This window comes from Nonomuraea sp. NPDC049152 (assembly GCF_040648355.1).
In the GTDB taxonomy this organism is placed as follows: domain Bacteria; phylum Actinomycetota; class Actinomycetes; order Streptosporangiales; family Streptosporangiaceae; genus Nonomuraea.
In genome coordinates, this window is record NZ_JBEZDO010000028.1 from 1 (window position 1) to 23,137 (window position 23,137).

At 70.7% G+C, this 23,137-nt stretch carries 23 protein-coding genes and 2 pseudogenes; 16 read left to right on the forward strand and 9 right to left on the reverse strand.

The annotated features are described in order from the left end of the window. Positions 1 to 482: 482 nt before the first annotated feature. Positions 483 to 1,784, forward strand: a complete 1,302-nt coding sequence (locus tag AB0B45_RS37760) for a hypothetical protein (RefSeq protein WP_358140940.1) — start codon at positions 483 to 485, stop codon at positions 1,782 to 1,784. Positions 1,785 to 1,960: 176 nt separating this feature from the next. Here the strand turns inward: AB0B45_RS37760 and AB0B45_RS37765 are convergent, their stop codons facing one another. The 3 genes from AB0B45_RS37765 to AB0B45_RS37775 all read right to left on the reverse strand — a co-directional run bounded on the left by AB0B45_RS37765 (position 1,961) and on the right by AB0B45_RS37775 (position 3,791). After that, the gene (locus tag AB0B45_RS37765; protein WP_358140942.1) at positions 1,961 to 2,176 is read right to left on the reverse strand and encodes a hypothetical protein; all 216 of its coding nucleotides are present in this window, start codon (positions 2,174 to 2,176) and stop codon (positions 1,961 to 1,963) included. Continuing rightward, entirely contained in the window at positions 2,173 to 2,583 is a 411-nt protein-coding gene (locus AB0B45_RS37770) for a hypothetical protein (protein WP_358140945.1), read from the reverse strand. The genes AB0B45_RS37765 and AB0B45_RS37770 overlap by 4 nt, the downstream gene beginning before the upstream one ends. Positions 2,584 to 3,122: 539 nt before the next feature. Continuing rightward, positions 3,123 to 3,791 carry a TetR/AcrR family transcriptional regulator gene (locus AB0B45_RS37775; protein WP_358140948.1) on the reverse strand — a complete coding sequence of 223 codons (669 nt, stop codon included), beginning with the start codon at positions 3,789 to 3,791 and terminating at the stop codon, positions 3,123 to 3,125. 141 nt (positions 3,792 to 3,932) lie between these two features. Here AB0B45_RS37775 and AB0B45_RS37780 point away from each other — a divergent pair, with 141 nt between their 5' ends. The 3 genes from AB0B45_RS37780 to AB0B45_RS37790 all read left to right on the forward strand — a co-directional run bounded on the left by AB0B45_RS37780 (position 3,933) and on the right by AB0B45_RS37790 (position 5,886). Then, entirely contained in the window at positions 3,933 to 4,973 is a 1,041-nt protein-coding gene (locus AB0B45_RS37780) for an NAD(P)-dependent alcohol dehydrogenase (protein ID WP_358140951.1), read from the forward strand. An 87-nt stretch (positions 4,974 to 5,060) separates the two neighbouring features. Next, positions 5,061 to 5,549, forward strand: a complete 489-nt coding sequence (locus tag AB0B45_RS37785; RefSeq protein ID WP_358140953.1) for a DUF6326 family protein — start codon at positions 5,061 to 5,063, stop codon at positions 5,547 to 5,549. Positions 5,550 to 5,703: 154 nt separating this feature from the next. Further along, positions 5,704 to 5,886 carry a hypothetical protein gene (locus AB0B45_RS37790; RefSeq protein WP_358140956.1) on the forward strand — a complete coding sequence of 61 codons (183 nt, stop codon included), beginning with the start codon at positions 5,704 to 5,706 and terminating at the stop codon, positions 5,884 to 5,886. 139 nt (positions 5,887 to 6,025) lie between these two features. Here AB0B45_RS37790 and AB0B45_RS37795 read toward each other — a convergent pair whose 3' ends face one another. Together AB0B45_RS37795 and AB0B45_RS37800 are read right to left on the reverse strand one after the other, a co-directional pair. Then, on the reverse strand, positions 6,026 to 6,367 hold the full coding sequence (locus AB0B45_RS37795) for a Tn3 family transposase (protein WP_358141348.1): 342 nt from the start codon (positions 6,365 to 6,367) through the stop codon (positions 6,026 to 6,028). Between the two features lie 70 nt (positions 6,368 to 6,437). Next, positions 6,438 to 7,010, reverse strand: a pseudogene (locus AB0B45_RS37800) (Tn3 family transposase); the annotation flags it as partial. A gap of 66 nt (positions 7,011 to 7,076) precedes the next feature. Between AB0B45_RS37800 and AB0B45_RS37805 the strand changes: the two are divergent. From AB0B45_RS37805 to AB0B45_RS37815, 3 genes are all read left to right on the forward strand, one after another. Continuing rightward, positions 7,077 to 7,490, forward strand: coding sequence for an FCD domain-containing protein (locus AB0B45_RS37805; RefSeq protein WP_358140959.1), 414 nt, complete (start codon positions 7,077 to 7,079; stop codon positions 7,488 to 7,490). After that, a complete protein-coding gene (locus tag AB0B45_RS37810; RefSeq protein ID WP_358140962.1) occupies positions 7,487 to 8,206 on the forward strand; it encodes a haloacid dehalogenase type II in 720 nt (239 codons plus the stop codon). The genes AB0B45_RS37805 and AB0B45_RS37810 overlap by 4 nt, the downstream gene beginning before the upstream one ends. Before the next feature lie 104 nt (positions 8,207 to 8,310). Continuing rightward, positions 8,311 to 8,490, forward strand: coding sequence for a hypothetical protein (locus AB0B45_RS37815; RefSeq protein WP_358140965.1), 180 nt, complete (start codon positions 8,311 to 8,313; stop codon positions 8,488 to 8,490). A gap of 67 nt (positions 8,491 to 8,557) precedes the next feature. Here the strand turns inward: AB0B45_RS37815 and AB0B45_RS37820 are convergent, their stop codons facing one another. Continuing rightward, the gene (locus AB0B45_RS37820; protein ID WP_358140967.1) at positions 8,558 to 8,917 is read right to left on the reverse strand and encodes a hypothetical protein; all 360 of its coding nucleotides are present in this window, start codon (positions 8,915 to 8,917) and stop codon (positions 8,558 to 8,560) included. A gap of 89 nt (positions 8,918 to 9,006) precedes the next feature. On the opposite strand from AB0B45_RS37820, the gene AB0B45_RS37825 reads away from it, so the two are divergent. Then, positions 9,007 to 10,245, forward strand: coding sequence for a hypothetical protein (locus AB0B45_RS37825; protein WP_358140969.1), 1,239 nt, complete (start codon positions 9,007 to 9,009; stop codon positions 10,243 to 10,245). Here the strand turns inward: AB0B45_RS37825 and AB0B45_RS37830 are convergent. After that, positions 10,220 to 10,861, reverse strand: a complete 642-nt coding sequence (locus AB0B45_RS37830; RefSeq protein ID WP_358140972.1) for a response regulator — start codon at positions 10,859 to 10,861, stop codon at positions 10,220 to 10,222. The genes AB0B45_RS37825 and AB0B45_RS37830 overlap by 26 nt on opposite strands. Positions 10,862 to 10,955: 94 nt before the next feature. Between AB0B45_RS37830 and AB0B45_RS37835 the strand changes: the two genes are divergently transcribed. From AB0B45_RS37835 to AB0B45_RS37850, 4 genes are read left to right on the forward strand one after another with little or no spacing between them, the layout of a single operon-like run. Continuing rightward, positions 10,956 to 11,144: a DUF6229 family protein gene (locus AB0B45_RS37835; RefSeq protein WP_162795572.1), complete on the forward strand. Its 189-nt coding sequence runs from the start codon at positions 10,956 to 10,958 to the stop codon at positions 11,142 to 11,144. Positions 11,145 to 11,159: 15 nt separating this feature from the next. After that, positions 11,160 to 13,997, forward strand: a complete 2,838-nt coding sequence (locus AB0B45_RS37840) for a type 2 lanthipeptide synthetase LanM family protein (protein ID WP_358140975.1) — start codon at positions 11,160 to 11,162, stop codon at positions 13,995 to 13,997. A 5-nt stretch (positions 13,998 to 14,002) separates the two neighbouring features. Further along, positions 14,003 to 15,853, forward strand: coding sequence for an ATP-binding cassette domain-containing protein (locus AB0B45_RS37845; protein ID WP_358140978.1), 1,851 nt, complete (start codon positions 14,003 to 14,005; stop codon positions 15,851 to 15,853). After that, complete coding sequence (locus AB0B45_RS37850; protein WP_358140981.1) at positions 15,850 to 17,193, forward strand: FAD-binding oxidoreductase; 1,344 nt, start codon at positions 15,850 to 15,852, stop codon at positions 17,191 to 17,193. Before AB0B45_RS37845 ends, AB0B45_RS37850 begins: the two co-directional genes overlap by 4 nt. 204 nt (positions 17,194 to 17,397) lie before the next feature. Here the strand turns inward: AB0B45_RS37850 and AB0B45_RS37855 are convergent. Continuing rightward, positions 17,398 to 17,502: pseudogene (locus AB0B45_RS37855) on the reverse strand (aldo/keto reductase); the annotation flags it as partial. Positions 17,503 to 17,725: 223 nt separating this feature from the next. Here AB0B45_RS37855 and AB0B45_RS37860 point away from each other — a divergent pair. Next, entirely contained in the window at positions 17,726 to 18,538 is an 813-nt protein-coding gene (locus tag AB0B45_RS37860; protein WP_358140984.1) for a hypothetical protein, read from the forward strand. Next, complete coding sequence (locus AB0B45_RS37865; RefSeq protein ID WP_326822967.1) at positions 18,535 to 18,912, forward strand: GntR family transcriptional regulator; 378 nt, start codon at positions 18,535 to 18,537, stop codon at positions 18,910 to 18,912. Before AB0B45_RS37860 ends, AB0B45_RS37865 begins: the two co-directional genes overlap by 4 nt. A 421-nt stretch (positions 18,913 to 19,333) precedes the next feature. Here the strand turns inward: AB0B45_RS37865 and AB0B45_RS37870 are convergent, their stop codons facing one another. Next, positions 19,334 to 20,620 carry a sensor histidine kinase gene (locus AB0B45_RS37870; protein ID WP_358140988.1) on the reverse strand — a complete coding sequence of 429 codons (1,287 nt, stop codon included), beginning with the start codon at positions 20,618 to 20,620 and terminating at the stop codon, positions 19,334 to 19,336. 726 nt (positions 20,621 to 21,346) lie between these two features. On the opposite strand from AB0B45_RS37870, the gene AB0B45_RS37875 reads away from it, so the two are divergent. Together AB0B45_RS37875 and AB0B45_RS37880 are read left to right on the forward strand one after the other, a co-directional pair. Beyond that, complete coding sequence (locus AB0B45_RS37875; protein WP_358140991.1) at positions 21,347 to 21,790, forward strand: CBS domain-containing protein; 444 nt, start codon at positions 21,347 to 21,349, stop codon at positions 21,788 to 21,790. Next, positions 21,787 to 23,079 (forward strand): ArsB/NhaD family transporter, encoded by a 1,293-nt coding sequence (locus tag AB0B45_RS37880; protein WP_358140994.1) that lies wholly within the window; start codon positions 21,787 to 21,789, stop codon positions 23,077 to 23,079. Before AB0B45_RS37875 ends, AB0B45_RS37880 begins: the two co-directional genes overlap by 4 nt. Positions 23,080 to 23,137 lie beyond the last annotated feature (58 nt).

A 23,137-nucleotide genomic window follows, 5' to 3' on the forward strand; every position in this document is an offset into this window, starting at 1 on the left:
TCAGTTGCACTCGCGTCACGGAACAAGATCTACCGGTCCAGGCCTCACCACGAGGGCGAATCGACAGATTGATCACGACCCAATACGCGCCCTAGATGAGACACCGAGTGCGCGCGATCGGGGAGTCACGCCAACTAGGTGAGACGGAACGGCGAATCACGCCAGGTAGATGAGACGCACGCCAGGTCTCTTGAGATCCCTGGCCACTCTGATCTCGGGCAGAGACTGTGCACGAGGTCGTTAGACAGGACAGCTGCGGGAACTGCACTTCTCGCAAGTTTGGTGCCCATAGCCGCAGCGCAACAGATCGTATTTTCTGATTTTTATTTTCTGGAAAACCATTAATGCTAGGGTCGGCTTGTGACAGCGGAGACAACGGTCGTGACAGAGTGACGCCGTGTGCGCACTGTGGGGCGCCGATCGAGCAGCGCAAGGGCAGGGGTCGTCCCAGGGCGTACTGCGCCGATACCGACTGTCAGGCGGTGGCCAAGCGTGAACGCGAGCTTCGCAGGGCGACGCCGGGGCTCGAAGGTTCGCTGGCCAGGGCCGAGCAGCTGTACGAGCGCATGGAGACGGGGCTGGCCGCCGCGATCGAGCCGCTGGCGCGGGCACTGGCCGAAGAGCTCAGTCCTGCGGGGGTGGAGGCCAAGCTGAGCGCGGTGCAGGCCGAGGCGCACACCAGGGTGGCCATCGCGAGGACGGAGCGGGAGCAGGCGTTCGAGCAGGTACGGCTGGCCCGCGAGGCCGCCGAGCACGCCCGCAAGCAGACCGCGGAGATGCGTCAGGTGGCCGAGGAGGCGCAGGCCGAGCGGGACACGGCGCTGCGTGATGCGGAGACCGCGCGCGAGCAGGCGCTGGCGGCGTTGCGCGAGGCGGCGACCACCGAACGGGTGGCCAAGCAGGCGGCGGTCGCGGCTGAGGGCCGGGCGGGGGAGGCCGAGCGGGCGCGGGATCAGGCGGTCAGGGAGTTGGCCGAGCGGGTGGAGGCGGCCGAGGCGCTGGTGGCGGAGGCGGAGGCGCGGGCCGCGGGGGTCCAGGAAGAGGCGCGGGCCGAGATCGCGAGGGTACGGGCGGACGCGAAGGCCGAGGTCAAGGCCGCTCGCGAGGAGGCCAAGGCGCAGGTCAGGAAGGCTCAGGAGGAGGCGGAGCGGGCGGGGCTCGCCGTACGGCACGCACAAGAGGAGGCGGAGCGGGCGGTCGCGGTCGCGTGGGAAGAGCGCGACGCGGCTCAGAGTAGCGCGGCCCAGGCGACGAAGGCGCGCGAGCGGGCTGAACGAGAGCTCGCTGCTGCGCAGGCACGGGCTGTGGCGGCGGAGGCCGAGCGGGACAGAGCCGCCGGGCGAGCCGAAGCCGAGCGTGACCGGGCTGTTGAGCGGGCGGAGGCCGCCGAGGCACGCGCCGTGCAGGCGGGTGAGGCGAACGCCAGGCTGGCGGCTGAGGTCGAGGCCAGGATCGCGGCGGTCGAGAAGGAACGCGACATGGCGGTGAGGGCTGCTGAGCGGGATCGCGACGCTGCTGTGGCGCGGGCCGAGAGCGAGCGCGACCACGCCGTGGCGGAGGCCGGGCGGGAACGTGACCTCGCCGTGGCGGCTTCGCGGGAGGACGGGGCGCTGGTGGAGGAGCGTGACCGGCTACGCATGGAGTTGCGGCTGGAACAGGCGAGGCTCGAGGACCTTCGCGCCGATCTGGAGGTGGTGCGGGCGGAGGCGGCTCAGCTGCGAGAGCGGGCGGTGGCGGCGGAGCTCCGCGCGGGCGCGCCGAGGGACAACCCTGACGGGGGATGAGTGCGGATCGGCCCGGGGCGGGGGATTGTTGACGTCGCTGCACCCGGTCGCCGGCGTCAAGCGACGCCAGGTCGACAGCGCCCGCATGCGCGCCGCCGCCCGCCGCGACCCGCGACAAGACGAGCTGAGCGGGGCCGGAATACGGCACGAACGGCGGCGGGCACTCGGGCCCCGGGTCACTGACGTCGGCGCATTAGGGTGCGGACGCCGAGGTCGTAGGCCATGGAGCCCAGAGCGAGGACGACGAGGGGCCAGACCAGAGGGGAGTCGGCGGAAACCATACCGGTCAGCAGCGCAGTGCCCACCGAGCTGGTGCTCAGTACGGCAGTGGCGGTGGGGACGCTGGGCACCCGTACGTAGATGGGGCGCTGTGCGCGGTTGGAGTGGTTCACCGGGCACCATCCCGGGTGACGGCGGCCTGGGATCGGGCGGTGTAGCGGTTGCCAAGTCGCTTCAGCTTGCGTCGCACCCGCTCGCCGTACGCTTCCGGGTCGGCGGCGCCCGCGAAGCGGGCCGCTTCTGTCCAGGTGGCGATGGCCGGGTGGGCCCAGGCCATCGCCACGCGGCGCTCGGCCGCGTCGAGCTGTGCGAGGACGGCGTTGATGCGTTCGTCGTCGAAGGCGGCCTCGAAGACCAGATCGTCCATCCGCAGCTCGCCGACGATCAGGTCGCACAGGGTCAGGTTGTCGCCGTACGGGGTCTCCAGGAGGAGCACGCGGGAGCGGCGCACTCGGCGTCGCCAGATCGGCACCAGCTGCCGGTGGGTGGTCTGGGCGTCGGATTTGATGCGGCTCAGCACCGACTGCGCGGCAGAAGCCCAAGCTCAACCCCGACAGGAAGCTCACCTGGTAAAGCTGCACCGCGCCGGCCAGCACACCACCTCCGAACTGGCCGAACGGTACACCGTGGAACGTACAGGCATCAAACCAGGCCAATGGGTAACTGGCGCTGCGCGGTCAGATCAAATAGCCGAGCATTTCAGGCCAAGATCATCGTTAGCGCCAGCCTTTACAAGATCACGCATCGTGGTCGTCAACTCAACGGGTTCGGGCTCCCCCCATTACCACATCAACGATGAGAGCGCAATCATTGCCTTGCTCGTCATGCACTGCAAAGATCGCTCCCCGCCGCTCACCACGTGGTGAGTTCGGCAGCGGGTGTTGTTAGATGCGGACAACTGGCTGTGGCCGATGTGGCTGCTGTTGCCAGTGCAGCAGAGGCAATCGACGAAGTCACGTAGGCACCCCAGGCGCACGGCCGCTACGAGCCCCACTACAACACGGCGGTTATGGATCGGAGCTGCGGTGCAGAGGGCCGCGCGACGGTCCGTGAGCGTCGCTATGCGGAGGCTCTCAGGGGCTCGAGGGCGGCTAGGATGAGGTCGAGGCCGAAGATGAACTCCTCTGCCGGGTCGTAGCCGGCAGCGACGAGCGCCGCGGCGGACTCGTTGAGGTAGGGGAACTCGTCAGGAGGAAGCTGGGGCAGGAAGACGTCCTCGGCCATGTCCGCGAACTCATCGGCGGTGTCGAACGGCAGGCTGGCTTCCTGCAGGGCGAACCCGTAGACGTAGACGTCGAGCAACCAGTTGGCGTGCGTCGCCATCAGAACCGGGAAGCCAGCCCTCCGCAGGCAGGCGGTGACCGCTTCGCGGTGGCGGAGGTGCGCGGGCCCCGGCGATGTCCGCGACTCCATCAGGCCGATCGCCCACGGGTGGCGTGCGAGAACCTGTCGGGCGGATACCGCCCGCCGTCGCATCGCCGACTGCCAGTCGGTCTCCTCGGGCGGGAGCTCGATCTCCTCGAACACGACGTCGATCATGGCGTCCAGCAACTCCTCCTTGCTCGCCACGTAGTGGTAGAGCGACATCGCGCCCGCGCCGAGCGCGCCAGCCAGCCGGCGCATGCTCAGCCCGTCGACCCCCTCGCGGTCGGCGAGCCGGACCGCCTCGACCACCACCCGCTTCTTGCTCAGCCCCGCGTCTGACGCGACCTGGCGTTGCTTCCTCACAGACACGGGTCTCCTCGCTCCCTCGAACGGCTTGACTATCGTACAGCGTACGAGCATAGTACGGCGTACGAGCATAGTACGGCGTACGACGTACGGTGTACGAGCAAGCGAGGGTCGCAGCTCGGACGTGAGGAGGCTCCTATGGGAACCGAACAGCGATCGAACGGCTCAGCACGCCTGGTGCCAGGGGCCAGTCCGGCCGGGGCGGCGACGATGCGGGCCGCCGTCCAGCACCGCTACGGCCCGCCCTCAGTGCTCGAGTCGTGCGAGGTCGGGCTACCGCTGCCCGGTCGAGGCGATGTGCTCGTCCAGGTGGGCGCGGCCTCAGTACATCCCGGCGACTACTTCGTCATGACCGGTGAGCCGTACGTGGTGCGGCTGGCGTTCGGGCTCCGCCGGCCGCGCCACGGCATCCCTGGCAGGGACCTCGCTGGCGTGGTGGCAGCGGTCGGGAAGGATGTCACCGCTCTCCGCCCCGGCGAGGAGGTGTTCGGCTGGAGCACCGCTGGAACGCTCGCGGAGTACGCCTGCGTCCCGGCGGACAACCTCGTGTCCGTGCCTGCCAACCTGTCGGTCGTGGACGCGGCAGCGGTCCCCACGTCGGCCATGGCGGCGTTGCAGGCATTGCGCGACATCGCGAACGTTCGACCGGGCCAGACGGTGCTGGTCACGGGCGCGTCGGGCGGCGTGGGCTCCTTCGCCGTACAGATCGCCAAGGCGTTTGGCGCCGAGGTGACGGGTGTGTGCAGCACCCGCAACGTCGACTTGGTCCGGTCGCTCGGTGCCGACCACGTCGTTGACTACACGAGGACCGACTTCACCCGCACCGAGCAGCGCTACGACGTCATCCTCGACAACGTGGAAGCTCAGCCCCTGGCGGCTGTCCGCCGAGCGCTGACGCCCACCGGCACCCTCATCCCCAACAGCGGACGCGGCGGCCGCTGGCTCGGCCCCCTCGGTCGGATCGTCAAGGCGCGCGTGCTGTCCGGGTTCACCCGTCAGCGGCTGAAGCCCTTCCTGTCGGTCCCGAAGCGCCAGGACCTGCTCACCCTGGCCGACCTGCTCACGACCGGGCAGGTCACGCCCGTCATCGACCGCACCTACCCCCTCGACGAAGCAGCCGACGCCCTCCGCTACGTCGCGGCCGGCCACACCCGAGGGAAGGTTGTCGTCACCGTCTGACGACCAGACCGACCCAACCCGTGCGTATGCACGCCCAGACCTGCCGCCACTCCGGCGGAGGGACCGCTCCTCTCGAAAGAAGAACCGATGACCATCCGAACGAACACCCCGAGCCTGCTCGACAACCCGCCGATCCCCGTGCAGGCCAAGCTCGCGGCAGCCTGGACCAGCTTCATGTTCCTCTACATCTACGTCGACTACTTCCACCTCTACAAGCCCGGCGCCATCGACGAAATCCGGGGTGGCGTCATCTTTGAGTTCGACATCAGCGGGACATTGTTGACCATTTTCCTCGCGCTCATAGGGATCCCGGCCCTGATGGTGCTGCTCTCCATGACGCTGCCCGCCCGTGTGAACCGCGCCACGAACCTCGTCGTTGCATTGCTTTACATCCCCGTCTCGGTGTTCAACGCGGCAGGGACGTCCTGGGACTGGGCCTCCTTCTACGGCCTCTCCATCGGAATCGAGGTGCTGATCCTGGCCTTCATCCTGCGCTCCGCCTGGACATGGCCTCGAACCCCCGCCGTCCCAGCCGGTCCCGCGACGACCGACCTTCGACAGGACCTTCGACAGTAGGTATCCGTGTAAAGTCCTACGGCGTGAAGCCCGCCGCCGCGGACACCGGGCCGACCGTGACCAGCTCAGTCGCGGTATACGCAGAGAACCTGCTCACGAACGGTCCGGTGTCCTGTCCGCGCGGGGGCTCACTGGCCGGTGGACAACGCCCGTGATGGGGACCCTGCTGCCGACACCGGTGCTACTCATCGCCGGCCTGGTCCTTCTCGTACGGGCGAAGGATCTGCGCTCCGGTTGGCGTGTTTCGCTTATGGTCTCGCTGTTAGCTGGAATAGCGTTCATGGTGTTCCAGGTCACCGCTCTCGCGTCGACCATGACGGCATGGACCTTGAACTGAGCTTGGTCCGTATCGAAGCGCCAGTCGTCTGAAAATCCTCGTTGAAGGGATCGCCGCCCGGCATCCGGCTTCTTGAGTCCATAGAATCGCGCCCGCTCCGATGCCGGAGCGGGCGCGTTCGTCTACAAGCGTCCACAGCTCAGCCCTCGTCATCGGTCTGGTCCGGGTCCCGTAGCGGTCGCCATGTTCCGCCGAGGTCGGGCAGTTGGAATGAGTAGTGGCCGTGGACGTTGATGTGCTTGCGCACGTAGGCCGAAAGGCGGGCCACGTCCTCGTCCAGCACCGGGTAGTCCTGGGCTCGCAGCACGTCCAGGGCCCGATCCAGATATACGGTGTTCCACAAGGTCACGCAGTTCAGGACGAGTCCGAGCGCGCCGAGCTGGTCTTCCTGCCCGTCGCGGTACGCCTGGTGCAGTTCGCCTTTGCGGCCGTGGAAGATGTGCCGCGCGAGGTCGTGGCGGCCCTCGTTCAGGTTGCGCATCGCCTTCGGGCAGGTCGGCCGGGACCGGCCGGTAGTCGAACCCGAGCAGGGTGACGATGCCGAACACGATGTCGGAGTAGGAGCCCTGGTCGGTGATCAGCACTTCGGGCCGGTGGTCGCTGTCGGGGTTGTAGACGAGGTCGACGAAGTGCAGGGTGTCTTTCGGGGTGCCGGACACGACCTTCCCTGCGAGGCCGACGCGCTGGTCGGAGATCATGTTGAGCCAGGTGACGCCCTTCTTGCGGGCGAAGTATTTCGGGTTCGGCCGCGCGTCGATGCTGCGCACCGGGACGATGAACCGCAGCCCGTCCACGGCGGCGACCATGCCGCCACCCCACGCCTGCGCAAGCGTGATCTCAGCTTGGGCGTCGATGAGGACTCCGTTGGCGGTCGAGTAGTTCTCCGACCGCAGATAGTGCTGGTCGACGTGGGCGAGCCGGTCGCGGGTCAATGCCGGCGAGTCTCCGAGCACCGGCGGGAGTCCGACGTTGAGCGCGTGCGCGGTCAGCAGCGCCGCGACCGACACGTGCAGATCGGCCAGGCGCGTCGCGCCGCCGCTGACCGAGGTGAACGCCGCGGCGAACCCCGGCTGCCACGACATCACCTCCAGGATCTGCTCCGACAGGTCAACCCGCGGGATCATTCCTTCCAGCCGTTTGCGCAGGTCTTTCAGGCTCGGTCGGTCCTCCAGCGCGTCGTCTTTGCCCAGGTGCAGGCGGCCGTCGGCGTCCACCGTCACGTCCGCGTTGGCGACCAGCGCACCGGCCGTGTCGCGCCACACCGAGTCCAGGTCCGCGCTCACGCCGGCCAGCAGGGCGGCCGGGTCCTCGGACAGCAACAGCGCACCCAGGGCCGGGCCTCTCGCCGTCTCCCACGCCAGCCCGGACAGCAGCTTGGCGCGCGGGTCGGACCAGCGGTCAGACAGCTCAGCGCCGAGCTGCGCCTGCTCATCGCTCAGCTTCACCCGACCTACGGCAGCGTCTCCGACCTGGCGTACGAGCACGAGCTGCTGCTCGAGGCGCTGCGCTCCGGCAACGTCCAGCGGACCAAGGCCGCTTGGAACGAGCACTTCGACGGCTCGGAACGGTTCTTCCTCGAGCTCATCCAGGAGCGTGCACTGTGAACTCCAGCGACTTCGATGCCCTCAGCTTCGACTGCTACGGGACCCTCATCGACTGGGAGGCCGGCATCGCGGCCGTGCTGCGCAAGTGGGCCGACGCGCATGGTATGCAGATGACCGATGAGCAGCTGCTGACGGCGTACTCGACGCACGAGGCGCAGGCTGAGGTCGAGCACCCCAGCGACCTCTACCCGCAGATCCTGGCGCGGGCGATGCGTGGCCTGGGTGCGAAGCTCGGCGTGCCGGTCAGCGACGACGAGGCCGAGTCGCTGGCGGTCTCCGTGCCTGACTGGCCGGCGTTCCCCGACTCGGCGGAGGCGCTCGAACGGCTCGCGAGCCGGTACAAGCTCATCATCTTGTCCAACGTCGACCGGGCCTCCTTCGCCGGTTCGAACAAGCGCCTCGGCGTCACCTTCACCAGCATCCTCACCGCTGAGGACATCGGCTCCTACAAGCCGTCTCCCCGCAACTTCGAGGCGCTGGTGCGCGAGGTCGAGCGGCTCGGGGTGCCCGAGGACAACTTGCTGCACGTGGCGCAGAGCCTGTTCCACGACCACGTGCCGGCCAAGGCCGCGGGCCTGCCGACAGTGTGGATCAACCGCCGTCACGGCAACCCGGGCGGGGGTGCGACGCCGGAGCCGTCGGCCGACGTCACCCCGGACTGGACCTTCACGTCCATGCGCGCGTTCGCGGACGCGGTCGATGCCGAGAACCCCTGACCCTCCTTCTTCTCGCCCGCCCCGCCCCGGTGACCTGCACCGTTGATGTTGGCGAAGCCGCTCGTTTGGGCCGTGTGACGCGATTCTTGCCACCGGGCCAAGTAGTGCATACCTTCCGCCCAGCCGCCGCCGACATCTGCCCGCACACCGGCCGAGCCCGCCTCGGCTACGATCGCGCCCGCGTCCTGCTCGACACCTACGCCGGACTCGACCTCCACCGACTGCGCCACAGCGCCGCCACCCACCTCGGCGAAGCCGAGGTCCCGCTCCAGCCCTCTGACTGATCTTCGGTGACCTCCACCCGCAAGACCCCAGGGGCGCGGTCGCCGGCCAGGTGGCGGCCCACCGTAGCTACGGGAGGGCGGAACGTGGGCTACTACCGGTAAGCCTGATCGACCAGGCGGCGGTGACCAGCTCGTAGGTGTGACGCCCGGCCGTCAGCGGCGACGGGCGGCTCGACGTCCCTGAGATCAGCCCGGTCGCGGTGGACGACATCTTCAGCGTCCGCGCGAGCCCGAAGTCGATCACCCGGGAGCCGTAGGGACCGAGCAGGACGTTGTCCGTTTTCATGTCCCTGCGGATCGCGCCCGCGTCGTGAATCGCGGTCAGCGCGGTGGCGACGCCGCTCGCCGGCCGGTACAGGTCTCCCGCGGTGAAGACCCTGCCGTTCCGTACGGCCGCGCCCGGACCGGGCCCCCTCGGGGGGCGCAAATCTGGACATCCGTTTACGGCCTGCACTTGAGATCACGTCGCGCTCGATGGAACTTTGAAGCCAGCTCGTCAGAAGGGCATCGATCCTCATGCAGCCACCACCCGCGCGTGACCCCGTCGAGCAGGCCGCGGCGGGCGGGAGGGGCTCCCTCGGCTGGCGAGATCCGCTGTTCCTCGCGTCCAGGCCCAGCGGCGAGCGGGTGCGCCGGTTCGTGGCGATGCTGCTGATGTTGCAGCGGCTCAGCTACCTGCTGCCCGCGTGCGCGAGCCTGGTCGCCGACGAGGCGCTCTTCTCCGACCGCGGACGCAACGCGATGCTGCTGACGCTGGCGCTGGCCTGGAACGTGAAGCTGTTCCACTGGGTCGCGCGGCGCGGCTGGTTCGCGCCCCGTGCCGTGGTGATCGACGTCCTGGCCACCTGCGTGTTCATGATCGGAGTCACCGGTGCCTGCCTGCCCGAGTCGGGCACGTGCGTGGCCAACTGGTCTTCGCACGCCCTGCTGGCGACCGGAGCGCTGATCGGTGCGGTCAGCGAGCGTCCGATCCAGTTCGCCGCCCTGCTGCCGCCGATCGTGGTCTACGCGATGGCGCACGCCGACGATCTCGGCCAGCGCTTGCCGCCTGTGCTGGAGCTGGCCGTGCGAGTCAACAGCTACGTCTGGTTCGCGGTCATCGTCTTCTTCATCCGCTCCTACCTGGCGGCCCAGGCGAAGCGGCTGGACGGGCTGGCCGAGCAGCGGCTGGCGGCCGAGGCGGAGAGGGGCGCCGAGCAGGCCCAGCTGGCGCACTACCGGCAGTTGCACGACACGGTACTGGCCACGCTGACCGCGATCGCCCGAGGAGGGCTGGATCACCACACGGAGGAGGTAAGGCGGCGGTGCGCGGCCGACGCGGCCTACGTGCGGGCGCTGATCAGGCAGGATGCCGCGGGCCCCGCCACCGGGCTGTGCAACGGCCTGGCCCGCGCCGTGGCCAGGGCGGCGGGGCTGGGGTTGTGCGTGCGCTACGCCGCCGAGGCGTTGCCCGAGGATCTGCCCGCCGACGTGGCCGTGGCCATGGCGGAGGCAGGCGCGGAGGCGCTCAACAACGTGGCCAGGCACTCCGGGGAGCGGGAGGCCTGGCTCACCGCCGTCGTGGTGGACGGCGTGGTCACCGTCCGCGTGGTCGACCGTGGCAGGGGCTTCGATCCCGGCTGGGCCGAGCCCGGTTTCGGGCTGCGTTCCTCGGTCATCGGGCGCATGAGCGAGGTCGGCGGCTGCGCGAAGATCATCACGGCTCCCGGGGAGGGAGTGTGCGTGGAGCTCAGCTGGCCAAGCCGTCCTCCCTGACGCGGGCGGCGAGCTCCAGCTTGGTGTAGGTGGGACGGCCCGCCTTCCGGTACTTGTCCTTGACGCGTTCCAAGTAGTTCTTGGCGGTCCCGGGCTGCACCCCGGCGCTGCGGGCCGCGGCGGTGAGCGTCATGCCGGAGGCATAGGCGAGCAGCACCGCACGTTCCTGCGGAGACAGGATGGGCCGATCGCCGTCCCGGTCGGCCAGCCAGCCCAGCGCCAGTTCGGGGGACATGGCCACCTCCTCCTTCGCCACCTCTCTGATCTTCTCGACCAGGGCCGCCAGGTCGTGGTCCTTGGTGAGGTAGCCGCCCGCTCCCGCGTCGATCATCTGCCTGGCCATGTCGCCCGAGGTCACCACGCTGACCACGAGCACCCGCCGCCGCAGCCGTACCAGCGTGCGCACGTTGCCCACGGGGTCGGAGCGGTCGGCCAGCAGCAGGTCGAGCAGCACCACGTCGGCCGGTGAAGGCTCCGTTCTGAGAAGCTCGGCGACGGTCGCGGCCCATCCGGTCAGTCGTACGTCGGGCACAGCGGCCAGCCAGGCGGCCAGCCCCTCGATGAGCATCCGGTCATCGTCTACTACAGAAACGGTGATCACGCCTGTCTGTCTCATATCCGGAATGTCATGTCAAGTGAGCAGTTATGGCGGCTACCGGTCATAGGCCCCGCAACGGGAGCATGGCGCCAAGTCCGAGAAGGGAGCAAGCATGACCGTCACCCTCGAGAGGGCCGAGGAGATCATCGCCGCCTGGAGGACAGGCGACGACCCCGACAGTCCGGTTGGCCCGCTGCTGCCCGGTATGTACGTCGAGTCCGAGATCACCATGACCGGGCCGGGTCACTCCGGCAGGTGCGGGACCGCCTGCTCGGGTTCCAGAACCTATCAGTGCTGCTGAGCGGGGGCGGAGCGCATGGCCGGTGAGTTCGACCCTCCACTGGACCCGCTGATCGGACCGGCTCTGGCCGACCTGAAGGCCCGGTTGGGGGCGCTCACCGGCCTTACCCCGGCCGAGCGCCGTGCCGTCCTGGCGGGCGCTGCTCGGTCTGTCGAGGAGGACGTCCGCCGCAAGATCACCAGGGTGCTGGTGCTGGAGCTCAACGCCGCCCGGTTGTCCGGGCGCCTGACCGCCGCCGACCCCGCAGCTCGATGGGAGGAGTGGAAGCGAAGTGTGGCCGAACCGGCGTTCTGGCACGCCCTGGCGGTGCCGTACCCCGGCATGATGGCCAGGCTCACGACGGCCGTACGCAACAGGTGCGAGGCCGCCAACCTCATGGCCGAACGCTTCGCGGAGGACCGCGCGGTGCTGGCCATCCTTCCTGGAGCACCGTCAGGTGCGCTCGAACGCGTCGAGTTCGGCGCCGGCGACAGCCACCGGGGCGGGCAGACGGTCGTGATGCTGCACGGCGAAGACGGCCGGGTGATCTACAAGCCACGCTCGCTGGCGGTGGACGCGGCGCTCGCCGACCTGCTTACCCACCTCGGCGTCTCCACCATGCGTGTGCCCGCGGTCGTGACCAGGCAGCGGTACGGCTGGGCCGAGCACATCGAGCACCGGCACTGCGCCGACGCCGAGGAACTGCGCGCGTTCTATCGCGGCATGGGCCACTGGCTGGCGCTCATGCGCCTGCTCGGCGGCAACGACCTGCACGCCGAGAACCTCATCGCCGCGGGCCCGCACCCTGTGGTCGTCGACTGCGAGACCCTGTTCACCCCGCACGCCAAGGCGCGTCCCTCCGGGTACGGCCAGGCCTTCGACCGGGCGGTGGAGCTGGTGAACACCTCGGTGATGCGCACCGGACTGCTCCCGGGACGAGGGGTGGCCCTGGGCTGGCGGGGCGTGGACATGTCGGCGACGGGCGCGCTGCCCGGCCAGCAACCGCAGATCGAGCTGCCGGTGGTGCTTGGCGCGGGCACCGACAGCCCTCGGCTGGGCACCGAGCGGGTGGAGCTGCCCGCGGCGGCCAACCATCCCAGCCCCGAGCCGGTGCTCGGCCACTACTGGGACGCGATCATCGCCGGATTCGACGAGCTCGACGACCGCCTGACCGACCTGGACCGGTCGGGCAAGCTGGAGCCGCTCCTGGCGGGCTTCGCCGACTGCCCGGTCCGTGCGGTGCTGCGCTCCACCGAGGCGTACGCCGAGCTGGGCCGCATGCTCTGGCATCCCGCCGCGCTGCACGACGAGGCGCCCGCCCGCGCGAAGGCCGCCATGCTGCTGGCCAAGATGTCGGAGAACGTGCCGGGCGCTCCCGGCGACCCCGCCATCATCGCCGCCGAGGTGGACGAGCTGTGCCAGGGTGACATCCCGATGTTCGACACCACCCCGCGCGTCGGCATGCTGCGCGGCCCCGGCGACACCAGGTGCGGCCCGGAGAGCGATCTGATCGCCGACGCCGTGACCCGCTGGCGGGCGCGCGACCACGGCCTGGACCGCAGGGTGGCGCAGGCGGCCCTGGTCAGCGCCTACCTCAACGAGGGCTGGATGCCGGACCTCGAGCGGCTCTCGCCGGGCCTCGTCCGTGCCGACCGACTGGAGCCCCGGCGGCGCGCGGCCGCGGCCGGCATCCTGCGCGGCGTGCTGGACAGCGCCGTGCGCGGCGCGGACGGCACCGTCACCTGGATCACGCCCGTGCTCAACCTCACAGGCTGGGCCGTGCAGCCGCTGTCGCTCGACGCGTACGGCGGAGCCCACGGCGTGGCGATCCTCCTGACCGCCTACCTCCAGGAGACCGCCCACGGCAGGGCCGAACCGATCGAGGAGCTGTCCGATCTCCTGAAGGCGGTCCTGCGCACCATCCGCGTCACGGAGGACCGCGACGCGGCCAGGCGGGAGGAGGGCATGCGGATCCGGCCGGAGCCCCCCGGCGCCTACATCGGGATCACCTCGCAGGTGTGGGGCTGGCTGCTGCTGCGCGCCTTCGGCGTGGCCGGAGGCGAGGCGCTGGCACGCGCTCTCGCGCTGGCCGAGCTGCTCCCCGAGTCGATCGAGGCCGACGACAGCTACGACCTGCTCTCAGGGATGGCTGGGGCGATCGTCCCTCTCCTGCGGCTGAGCGAGCAGGCAGGAGAAGCGCGGTGGGCCGAGCTGGCCCGATCGATCGGAGCGCGCCTCGCAGACCTGGCGGAACGCCGGCCCGGTGGGGTCTGCTGGCCCAGCCCGCGCTTCCCGCAGGGGCTCGGCGGGCTGGCCCATGGCGCCACCGGCATCGGCTGGGCCCTGGCACGGCTGGCGGAATCCCCCGGCGGCCCCGACGGCATGCGGGAGCTCGCCGAGGCGGCGTTCGCCTATGAGGACACCCTCTACGACCCCGACCAGCGCGGCTGGTTGGATCTGCGTAACGACGGCTTCACCGCCAAGGCATGGTGCCACGGCGCGGGCGGTATCGGGCTCGTCGCCGCCGACCGGCTGGCCCGCGAGGGCGGCGCCCGGTGGCGCGACATGCTGGAGCGCGCCGCCGCCTCCTGCTGGGCCGACGGCATCGGCTGGAACCACACGCTCTGCCACGGCGATCTCGGGTGCTGGGAAGTGATCGAGCAGGCGCGAGCGGCCGGGGTCGCGCCGGTGGACCGGGCGCGGCTGGACTCCCACATCCTGGGCAGCCTGGAGGCCAACGGCCCGGTCAGCGGCCTGGCCAGGGACGCCTTCGCGCCGGGCCTGCTGCCCGGCCTGGGCGGGGTGGCCTACCAGCTGTTGCGCATGCACCGGGACTGCACGCTGCCTTCCGTCCTGCTACCGGACCTGGAGTGAGCCCCGTGGAGGAGGAACTCGTCACTCCCTACTGGCACCTGGACCGGACGGACGGACCTCGGCGTACGCTACGGCGCCTGCCGGCGCTCACCACGCCGGTGCTGCGACTCATCTGGCAGTGCGGGCGGTGGCCCGCACTCACCATCCTCGCCCTCCAGCTCGCCGCGGGCGCGGCGACGGCCAGCGGGCTGCTGGCGACCACGGCGGTGCTGGACGAGCTGCTGGCCGAGGGGGCGGCGCCCGATCGGCTCCTGGCGGCGGTGCCCGGCCTGGCCCTGGTCGCCGCGATCGTGGCGCTGCGCGGGGCGGCCGAGGCGGCGGTGGAGCTGGCCAGAGCGCGGCTGGAGCCCGCGCTGCGGCGGGCGGCGGAGGAGCGCCTGTTCGCCGCCTCCCTCGGCGTACAGCTGGCCGACTTCGACGACGTGGACTTCTACGACGGCCTGCACCGGGCACGCGACCGCGGGCTGTTCCACCTCGACCGCGCGGCAGGCAACACCATCGACCTGCTCGGCGCCACCTGCGGGGTGACGGCGGCGGCCGTCGGACTGGCCGTCCTGCACCCGCTGCTCGTGCCGCTGATCGTGGCCGGCGTGATCCCGGAGGCGTGGGCGGTGCTGAAGGCCGCGCAGCGCGGATACACGGGCATGAGAGGCATGGTCACGCTGAACCGCCGCGTGGACATGCTCGCCGAGCTGGCCACCGAGCGCGAACCGGCGGGCGAGTTGCGGGCCTGCCAGGCCCAGCCGTACGTGCTGGCCGAATACCGCCAGGCGGCAGAGGTGCTGAAGGGGGAGGAGACGCGGGTCGGGCTGTCCATGGCGCGGGTCAGGGCCGCGGGCCGGGCGGCGGGCGGCCTGGCCATGGCCGGGGTGCTGGCCGTACTCGGGCTGATGCTGCACGCCGGCTGGATCGCGCTGGCAGGGGCGGGCACCGCGGTGATCGCCGTCAGGGTGGCGGCCGCGGCGCTGAGGCAGCTCGCCCAGGCCGCCAACCAACTGTTCGAGCAGTCCCTGTACGTGGCCGACTACCACGACTTTCTCGCCGACGCCGAGGCCAGGAGGCGACCGGCAGGCGGTACGGCGGCGCCGCGCTCTCCCGAACGCATCACCCTGCACGGCGTCGGCTTCACCTATCCGGGCAGCCCGCGCCCCGCGCTGCGGGAGATCGACCTGACCATCCACGCGGGCCAGACGATCGCGCTGGTCGGCGAGAACGGTTCCGGCAAGACCACGCTGGCCAGGCTGCTGGCCGGGCTCTACCGGCCCACCAGCGGCACCATGCGATGGGACGGGCTCGACAGCGCCGACCTGGACCCGGACACTCTGGCCGACCGGGTGGTCCTGGTGCCGCAGCACCCGGTCCGCTGGCCGCACGACGCCAGGACCAACGTCCGCATGGGCCGTCACGACCGCCCGGACCCTGGAGACCACGCCCTGCGCGAGGCCGCCTCGCTCGCCGCGGCCGACGACGTGGTGGCCGGCCTACCCGCCGGCTGGCACACCCTGCTGTCCAAGCAGTTCAGGGGCGGTCACGAGCTGTCGGCGGGGCAGTGGCAACGCCTGGCCGTGGCCCGCGGGCTGTTCCGCGACGGGCCCCTGCTGATCTGGGACGAGCCGACCGCGCCGCTGGACGCCAAGGCGGAGTACGCCGTCTACGAGACGCTCCGCAAGATCGCGGGAGAGCGGACCGTCCTGCTCATCACGCACCGGCTGACGAGCGTGCGGCACGCCGACCGCATCTACCTGCTGCACCGGGGGCGTGTCGCCGAGGAGGGCACGCACGAGGAACTGCTGGCGTTGCGGGGACGCTACGCCGAGCTGTACGCGTTGCAGACCGGGAAGGCGGCCCGCCGATGAGGGGCCCGCACGTGATCCACCCCGGTGAGCCGGGCTACCAGGCCAGGCGCAAGGCCTTCCTCGGCACGCTCGCCGAGGAACTGCCCGCCGCCGTCGCCTGCTGCGCCTCGGAAGCGGACGTGGTGAGCGTTCTGGAGCTCGTCCGCGCCCGAGACCTGCCGTTCGCCCTGCGCGGCGGCGGCCACAGCTTCGCCGAGCACTCCTCCACGACCGGGCTGCTCGTCGACCTCGGCGCGATGAAGGGGATCGAGGTCGGCGCTGACAGCGTGCGGGTGGGCCCCGGCGTGCAGATCGGCGAGCTGGCCCAGCGCCTGGCCGCGCACGGGCGCATGGTGCCCTGCGGCTGGTGCCCCACGGTCGGCGTGGTCGGAGCGGTGCTCGGCGGCGGATACGGCGTGTTCGGCCGCCTGTACGGGCTCGGCGCCGACCATCTGCGGGCGGCGCGCGTGGTTCTGGCCAACGGGCGGAGCGTCGAGGCGGGAGACGACCTGCTGTGGGCGCTGCGCGGAGCCGGTGGCGGCAACTTCGGCGTGGTCACACAGGTGACGCTGCGCACCCGGCCCATCGTGCCGATCACCACCGTCCAGGCGATCTGTGACTTCGGCCGCGCCGCCGATCTCATCGACGCATGGCAGCACTGGGCGCCCGAAGCGCCGGACGAGGTCAACCTGGAGATCGCCGTCATCGCGGGCGACGAGCCCGAAGAACCGCCCCACGCCGTGCTCTTCGGCATCGTCGCCGGGCCGGAGGAGTGGGCCAGGAAGCTGGTCGGCGAGCTCGCGCCGTTGGACCGGCTCCGGCTCACCCGCGTGGAAGGCGCCGCGGCCGCCTGCCACCACGCCTACGCCGACGGCGGGGAGGGCGCCGTCACGGAGCTGCCGTACGGCGAGCGACCAGGGCTTCGCCTGAACAAGTCGGGCTTCTTCGACGGGTACCTGCCCCGGACGGCCGTCGAGGACCTGCTGGGACGGCTCGCCGCCGACCGCGTGCGCGGCGAGATCCGGGATCTGGAGTTCGTGCCCTGGGCGGGCGCGATCGCCCGCGTCGCCCCAGGCGCGAGCGCCTTCGTCCACCGCGCCCCGCGCTTCCTGCTCAAGCAGGCCGTCCAGGTGGGATTCCGCGCCACCGACAGCCGCAGACGGGACGCGCATGCGTGGCTGTGCCGGTCGTGGGCGCGGCTGTCGCCGTGGGCCTCCGGCGCCGTCTACCCTAACTACCCCGACGCCGACCTGGAGAACTGGGCGCAGGCGTACTACGGGAGCAACCTGCCGCGGCTGCGAGAGGTGAAGGCCGCCTACGACCCCGTCGGCCTGTTCCGCTTCGCCCAGTCCCTGCGCTGAAGCGGTCCGCACCCGCCGGCCATGGCAGAGGCACCTTCCCCAACCCCACCAAGACGGTGGTCAACCTCATCCCTGCCTCCTGAGTCTCCCTTGCGATGGGAAGCGGCGGCGGTGAAAGAGCCACCGAGGGGCCAGACGTGGTCCCGTCGCGACGGGTGAACTCGCCGGACAGGATGCCACCGGCCAGCGGCGACCATGCCGCCCGTACAACACCTTGCCGGCGCGGACCACGTCGTCCAGGGCCCGGATGGTCTCTTCGATCGGGGTGCCGGGATCCCAGATGTGGACCCGCAGCAGGTCGATGTAGTCATGGACAGCTCGCGCCCGATCTGCCGGCTGGACAGGCCGCGGGCGACGGCGAGGACTACCTCGTGCTCGCGGTCAGTCCTCCCGGGCCGTGACAAACGCGATTGCGTGTACCTGGTGACAGCTTCGTCAACGACATGCCGACGACGAGAGTCCACGGGGCGTTGACTTTGTCGCAAGATATGACGCACCATGTTGCTACAAAGCTTGCGACAAAGGAGGCGCTATGACCCGTGAACCGTTACCGGACGCCGGCCCGCCGGCGCGTGCGGCCGATCTGCGACTGGCGGGCGCGTGGCTGGCCCGGCACGACCTGGCCGGCGCCCGCCCGACCCCGCTGCTGGCCAGCCGGCTGGCGGTCCGGAGACGCGCCCGCCTCGCCGCTCACGTCATCCTGGCCGCGCTGATCCTCGTGAGCGCCCTCGCCGCCACTTCCGCTTTCGGCGGTCTCCAGCCGCATCGCCCGCTACCGCTGCTGGCCCTGACCGCGTCGGTGGCCGGGCTACTGCTGGCACAGTCCCTGCTCGACCGGTGGGTGCGACGCGTCGACCAGCGGGCCGGCGCGACGCTGTCGCGCCGGGCCGCCCATCCGATCCAGCCCGGCTGGCGGACCGTGCTCGGCCAGCCGTACGCCGTCTTCGCGGTCGCCACGTTCGCCGGTGGGATGGTGCTGGCCGGGAGCGCCCTGGCCGTTCCCGAGCCCACCGTGCGGCAGCTGGCCGTCGTCGTGCTGATCGGCCTGCTCGGCGCGACGGCCATCACCGCCATGCAGCTGCGCCACCTGCTCAGGTTCCCGGTCGTGGCGGAGGACGAGGAGTCGCTGACCGCCGACGTCATCATGCGCGTCGAGGACGCCCGCGAGCTCACCACGCCGAACGTGCAGTGGTCGCTGCCGGTGGTGCTGTTCGGCACCGCGCCCGGCTGGTGGAGCGCCGCTTCGGTCGCCTACCTGATCCTGGGCCTGGTCGCGTGCGTCGCGCTCCATGCCAGGACGCCGTCGTGCGCGACGGTGGCCCGGCGGGCCATGAGCCTCCGATGATCGTCATCGACGCGGCCTCGCCGGTGCCGCCGTTCGAGCAGCTGCGGGCCCAGCTCGCCCGGCAGATCCAGGACCGCACGCTGGCCGTGGGCGCCCGACTGCCGACCATCCGCCACCTCGCGGCCGACCTCGGCCTGGCCGTCAACACGGTCGGCCGGGCCTACCGGGAGCTGGAGGAGGCGGGGCTGATCGAGACGCGCGGGCGGGCGGGCTCGTTCGTGTCGGCCGCCGGCGAGGAGGGCCGGGAGCGGGCCCGCCGGGCCGCCGCCGACTACGCGGCCGTGATCGCCAGCGTCGGCATCGACGCGGGCGAGGCAATCCGCATCGTGCAGGCGGCTCTGACGTCCGGCGCGGCGGCACCGGCCTCGTCATGACCGCGACCCGGCCGCGGGGTCACGTCGCCGGGCGCACGACGCCGGCATTGTCTCCTCAGACACCGTTGAGCGAGCCGAGAGCGCGGTGCTCAACCGGGCGCTTAGATCGAGGCGTCGCTCGGCGGCGGCTTAGCCGGATCGCCTTGGCGAGGTCGCTCTCCTTCGGCGGGGTGTGTCGGCGCTGGGCAGTCGCCGACCCGAGACAAGTCCGCTTACCAGCGACTCAGCGGCTCACTGCCCCTTTCTCCGTACTTGGTCTGCCCTCCTATAGGAGTTCGGGGCCGGAACGGTGGATGGCGGCAACTCCGCCGGCGTCAGCCTGCTAACGCCACTGACCGTTCCGTTGTCGATCAAGCCCCGTCTCTGCCCGAGCAGTGAGAGCCCCATGGCTTACACGCCTCCTGCCGCCTTCCCCCAGCGACTACGGGGCCGAGGCCCCGTCCGGCACGGGCAGGGCCGCCCGCACCTCGAACCCGCCGCCCGCCAGCGGTCCCGCCTCAAGCGTGCCGCCCAGCAGGGTGGCGCGTTCGCGCATGCCGAGCAGGCCGTGCCCGGCCCCCGTGGGTCCCGGGGACGCGCCGCCCGGCCCGTTCACGACGCGCAGCCGTACCTCCTGGGCGGTCCGCGTGATCTCCACCGCCACGGCCGAGCCCGGCGCGTGCCGCATCGCGTTGCTCAGCGACTCCTGGGTGATCCGGTAGACCGCCAGCTCTACCGCCGAGGGCAGTCCCTCCAGCGGGCCCGAGCGCTTGACCGTGACCGCGATCCCCGCCGCGCGGGTGGTCGCGACCAGCTCCTCCACCCGGTCCAGGCCGGGTTGCGGCGCGGTGTCGGTGCGGCCCTCCTCATCACGCAGGACGCCCAGCACCTGCCGCAGCTCCGCCATCGCCTCCAGTGACAGCCCGCGGATCTGCGCCCAGCCCTTCTCCAGCAGCTCGGGGTCGCCCCGAGCCTCCAGCGGGACGGCCTCGGCCTGGATCGCGATCACCGACATGTGGTGGGCGACCACGTCGTGCAGCTCGCGGGCGATGCGCGTCCGCTCGGCGAGCACGGCCTGCGCCCCCTCGGCGAGCTCGGTGCGCCGCTCCTCCTCCACCAGCTTGGCCGTGGCGCTGCGCCGTACGCGCACGTTGTAGCCGAACAGGACTGCGACGGTCACGACGATCATCTCGATCACCACGCCCGTGTCGGGGTTGCCCACCCACAGGGTGAGGACGGTGAGGAACCACACGACCAGGGAGACCGCGGGTTTCGCGCGGAGGCCCACGGCGTAGAGCACGAGCAGATAGGTGATCGCCGCCGGGGTGGAGTACGGCAGATCGTCGGGGTTGAGCCGCGTAGTGACGTAGATCGCGAACGGGTAGGACAGTGCGGCGGTCCGCCAGGCCGCCAGCGGCCATCGGTCGCGCAGGGCCAGCGGCACGGAGAAGGCCAGAGCGGCCACGTAGACCAACAGGACGGGCACCCCCACCAGGGGGCGGGTGGCCCAGAGCAGCTCGTTGGCGTTGAGGAACTCCGAGAGCGTCGAGCCGAAGAAGAGGCCGGCCAGGACGAGGTCCCCGACCCGGACCACGTCGATCGTCCGGAAGGGCAGCGGTCCCGCCCACCGGGGCATGGGCCAGCGCAGGCGGGGGGAGCGGGGAGTCGGCGGGTCCGCGTCGCCCCGGGCCAGCGTGTCCCAGAGGGCGTTCAAGACGGCCGAGATCACCGGACTAGCCTACGAGCTCTCTGACCTGGATCGCATCACCCCTGAGAGGGTCACTCCCACGGACTACTTACATAACGACGATCGCTGTGAGCGAACGTTGGCACGTTCGGAAACATTCGGGACTCCCTAAGTTAGCCCGTATAACTCAACCCTTTGGAGTTCAGTGAAACGCCGTGCCGTCAGCGCTGGGTTGGGTCGTCGCGGCCGCCAGTATCGCTGTCGGAGCCGGGGAGGGCGCTGGGTGGACTCTCGGGCATTCGATTAGGCCAGCAAGCTGGAACACGCCAGGCTGTGACCTTGAGCACGCGGCGGTGGTGCGGGCGGATGTCGAAATCCAGGCCGCGGGCCTGGATTCACCACAGCAGGGGAGCCGGCCTCCTGCACCGACCTCGAGCGCGTCAGCCGCGAGGCCCGAAGAGCCCGCGCCGAGCGAGCGCGGTGCGGCCGAAGCCGCCCAGGACGCCGCCGAGCCGGTGCTGACCGCGGGTTGAGTGTTGCCGAAGCGGCATCTTCGGGCGTGCGGTTGGAGATCGCGCTCGTTCGAAGCGGAGTGGCGCTGTACTGATCGTTGATTCGCGAGATTGACGCAGCGTCAAGGTCAACCGGAAAAGCGCTGGATAGGTATCCCCGGCCGCTGTCGTGATCTTGAGGCTCCTTGATAGGTTCTTCACAGGTGTGCCGGGAAGTCTGGTCGGCAGTCGTTTCGTCGATCTCGAAAGGCACATCATGCGTGCTCGGGACCTGCTCGCCGCCTTCCCCACGGTCACCCTCGACACCGCGGTGATCGACGCCGCTCGGCTGCTGGCCGACCAGGATCTGCCCGGGCTGATCGTCGTCGACGATCGCGGCCTGCCGTCCAGCATCCTGCCCGGCACCCAGGTGCTGCGCCTGGCCGTGCCGGGCTACTGCCAGGACGATCCCGCGCTGGCGCGCGTGGTGGACGAGGAGCACGCCGACACCTTCCTCACCTCCCTTGCCGACCGGACCGTGCGCGAGGCCCTGCTCGCCCAGGCGCGTGAACTGCCGGTCACCGACCCTGAGGCCACCGCGCTGGAACTGGCCGCACTGATGGCGCGCACGCACAGCCCGGTGGTGGCGGTGGTGAGCGGGGGTCGCCTGCTGGGCGCGGTCACCCTGCAGGCGCTGCTGGACGGGCTCCTGGCGACGTGAGCACGCTCGCCTGGCTGTCGGTCGCCGTCTTCCTCGGCGCCTACGCGCTGATCGCCACCGAACGCGTCCACCGGGTCGCCGCCGCGCTGGGCGGCGCCGGGATCATGCTGCTGATCCATGCCAGCGACGCGGGAGCGGCGTTCTTCTCCGCGGAGACCGGCGTCGACTGGAACGTCATCTTCCTGCTGCTGGGCATGATGGTGATCGTCGGCGTGCTCAGGCAGACCGGAGTCTTCGAGTACCTGGCCATCTGGGCGGCCAAACGGGCGCGGGGCAGGCCGTACCGGCTGATGGTGCTGCTGGTGGTGATCACCGCCTCGGCCTCCGCGGTGCTGGACAACGTCACCACGGTGCTGCTGATCGCGCCGGTCACCTTCCTGGTGTGCGAACGGCTGGCGCTGCCGGTCGCGCCGTACCTGATCGCCGAGGCGATGGCGTCCAACATCGGCGGCACCGCCACCCTGGTCGGTGACCCACCGAACATCATCATCGCCAGCCGCGGCGGGCTCAGCTTCAACGACTTCCTCCTCCACATGGCGCCGATGATCGTCGTCCTGGTGGTCGTGTTCATCGGGCTGTGCCGGATCCTGTTCCGCAGGGCCTTCGCCTACGACCCGGCGCGGGCCGCGGAGATGCTGCGGCTCGACGAGCGTGAGGCGATCGCCGACAGGCGGCTGCTGTGGCAGAGCCTGGCCGTGCTGGCGGTGGTGATGGCCGCCTTCGTGCTGCACCCCGTACTGCACTACGAGCCGTCCGTCGTGGCGATCCTCGGCGCGGGGATCTTGGTGGCCGCGACCAAGGTGACCACCGAGCAGGCCATCGCCGACGTCGAGTGGCCCACCCTGGTGTTCTTCATGGGACTGTTCGTCATGGTCGGCGCCCTGGTGGAGACCGGGGTGATCGGCGAGGTGTCCCGGCTGGCGGTGGAGGCGACAGGAGGGCGGCTCGGGCTGACCACCATGGTGCTGCTGTGGGCCTCGACCGGGCTGTCGGCCATCGTGGACAACATTCCGTACGTCGCCACCATGAGCCCCATCGTCGCGGAGCTGGTCCAGGCGAGCGGCGGCAACGAGTCGGCGCAGGTTCTGTGGTGGGCGCTGGCCTTCGGCGCCGACCTCGGCGGCAACGCCACCGCGGTCGGCGCGGCGGCCAACGTGGTCGTCATCGGCATCGCGGCCCGCAACCGCACGCCGATCAGTTTCTGGGAGTTCACGCGGTACGGCCTCGTCGTCACCTTCGTCACGGTGGCTCTGGTGACGCCCTACCTGTGGCTTCGCTACCTCCTCTGAGGACCGTCCGGGGCTTGACCAGCGCCGGAAAGAAGGCCGAGTGCCCGGTCCCGGTTGC

Bases quoted from the DNA above. Each gene is read 5' to 3' on its own strand.
- AB0B45_RS37850 (WP_358140981.1), top strand. From the start codon at position 15,850: ATGAGGGGCCCGCACGTGATCCACCCCGGTGAGCCGGGCTACCAGGCC.
- AB0B45_RS37785 (WP_358140953.1), top strand. From the start codon at position 5,061: ATGACCATCCGAACGAACACCCCGAGCCTGCTCGACAACCCGCCGATC.
- AB0B45_RS37790 (WP_358140956.1), top strand. From the start codon at position 5,704: ATGGGGACCCTGCTGCCGACACCGGTGCTACTCATCGCCGGCCTGGTC.
- AB0B45_RS37835 (WP_162795572.1), top strand. From the start codon at position 10,956: ATGACCGTCACCCTCGAGAGGGCCGAGGAGATCATCGCCGCCTGGAGG.
- AB0B45_RS37865 (WP_326822967.1), top strand. From the start codon at position 18,535: ATGATCGTCATCGACGCGGCCTCGCCGGTGCCGCCGTTCGAGCAGCTG.
- AB0B45_RS37860 (WP_358140984.1), top strand. From the start codon at position 17,726: ATGACCCGTGAACCGTTACCGGACGCCGGCCCGCCGGCGCGTGCGGCC.
- AB0B45_RS37780 (WP_358140951.1), top strand. From the start codon at position 3,933: ATGGGAACCGAACAGCGATCGAACGGCTCAGCACGCCTGGTGCCAGGG.
- AB0B45_RS37825 (WP_358140969.1), top strand. From the start codon at position 9,007: ATGCAGCCACCACCCGCGCGTGACCCCGTCGAGCAGGCCGCGGCGGGC.
- AB0B45_RS37840 (WP_358140975.1), top strand. From the start codon at position 11,160: ATGGCCGGTGAGTTCGACCCTCCACTGGACCCGCTGATCGGACCGGCT.
- AB0B45_RS37795 (WP_358141348.1), bottom strand. From the start codon at position 6,367: ATGCGCAACCTGAACGAGGGCCGCCACGACCTCGCGCGGCACATCTTC.
- AB0B45_RS37875 (WP_358140991.1), top strand. From the start codon at position 21,347: ATGCGTGCTCGGGACCTGCTCGCCGCCTTCCCCACGGTCACCCTCGAC.
- AB0B45_RS37830 (WP_358140972.1), bottom strand. From the start codon at position 10,861: ATGAGACAGACAGGCGTGATCACCGTTTCTGTAGTAGACGATGACCGG.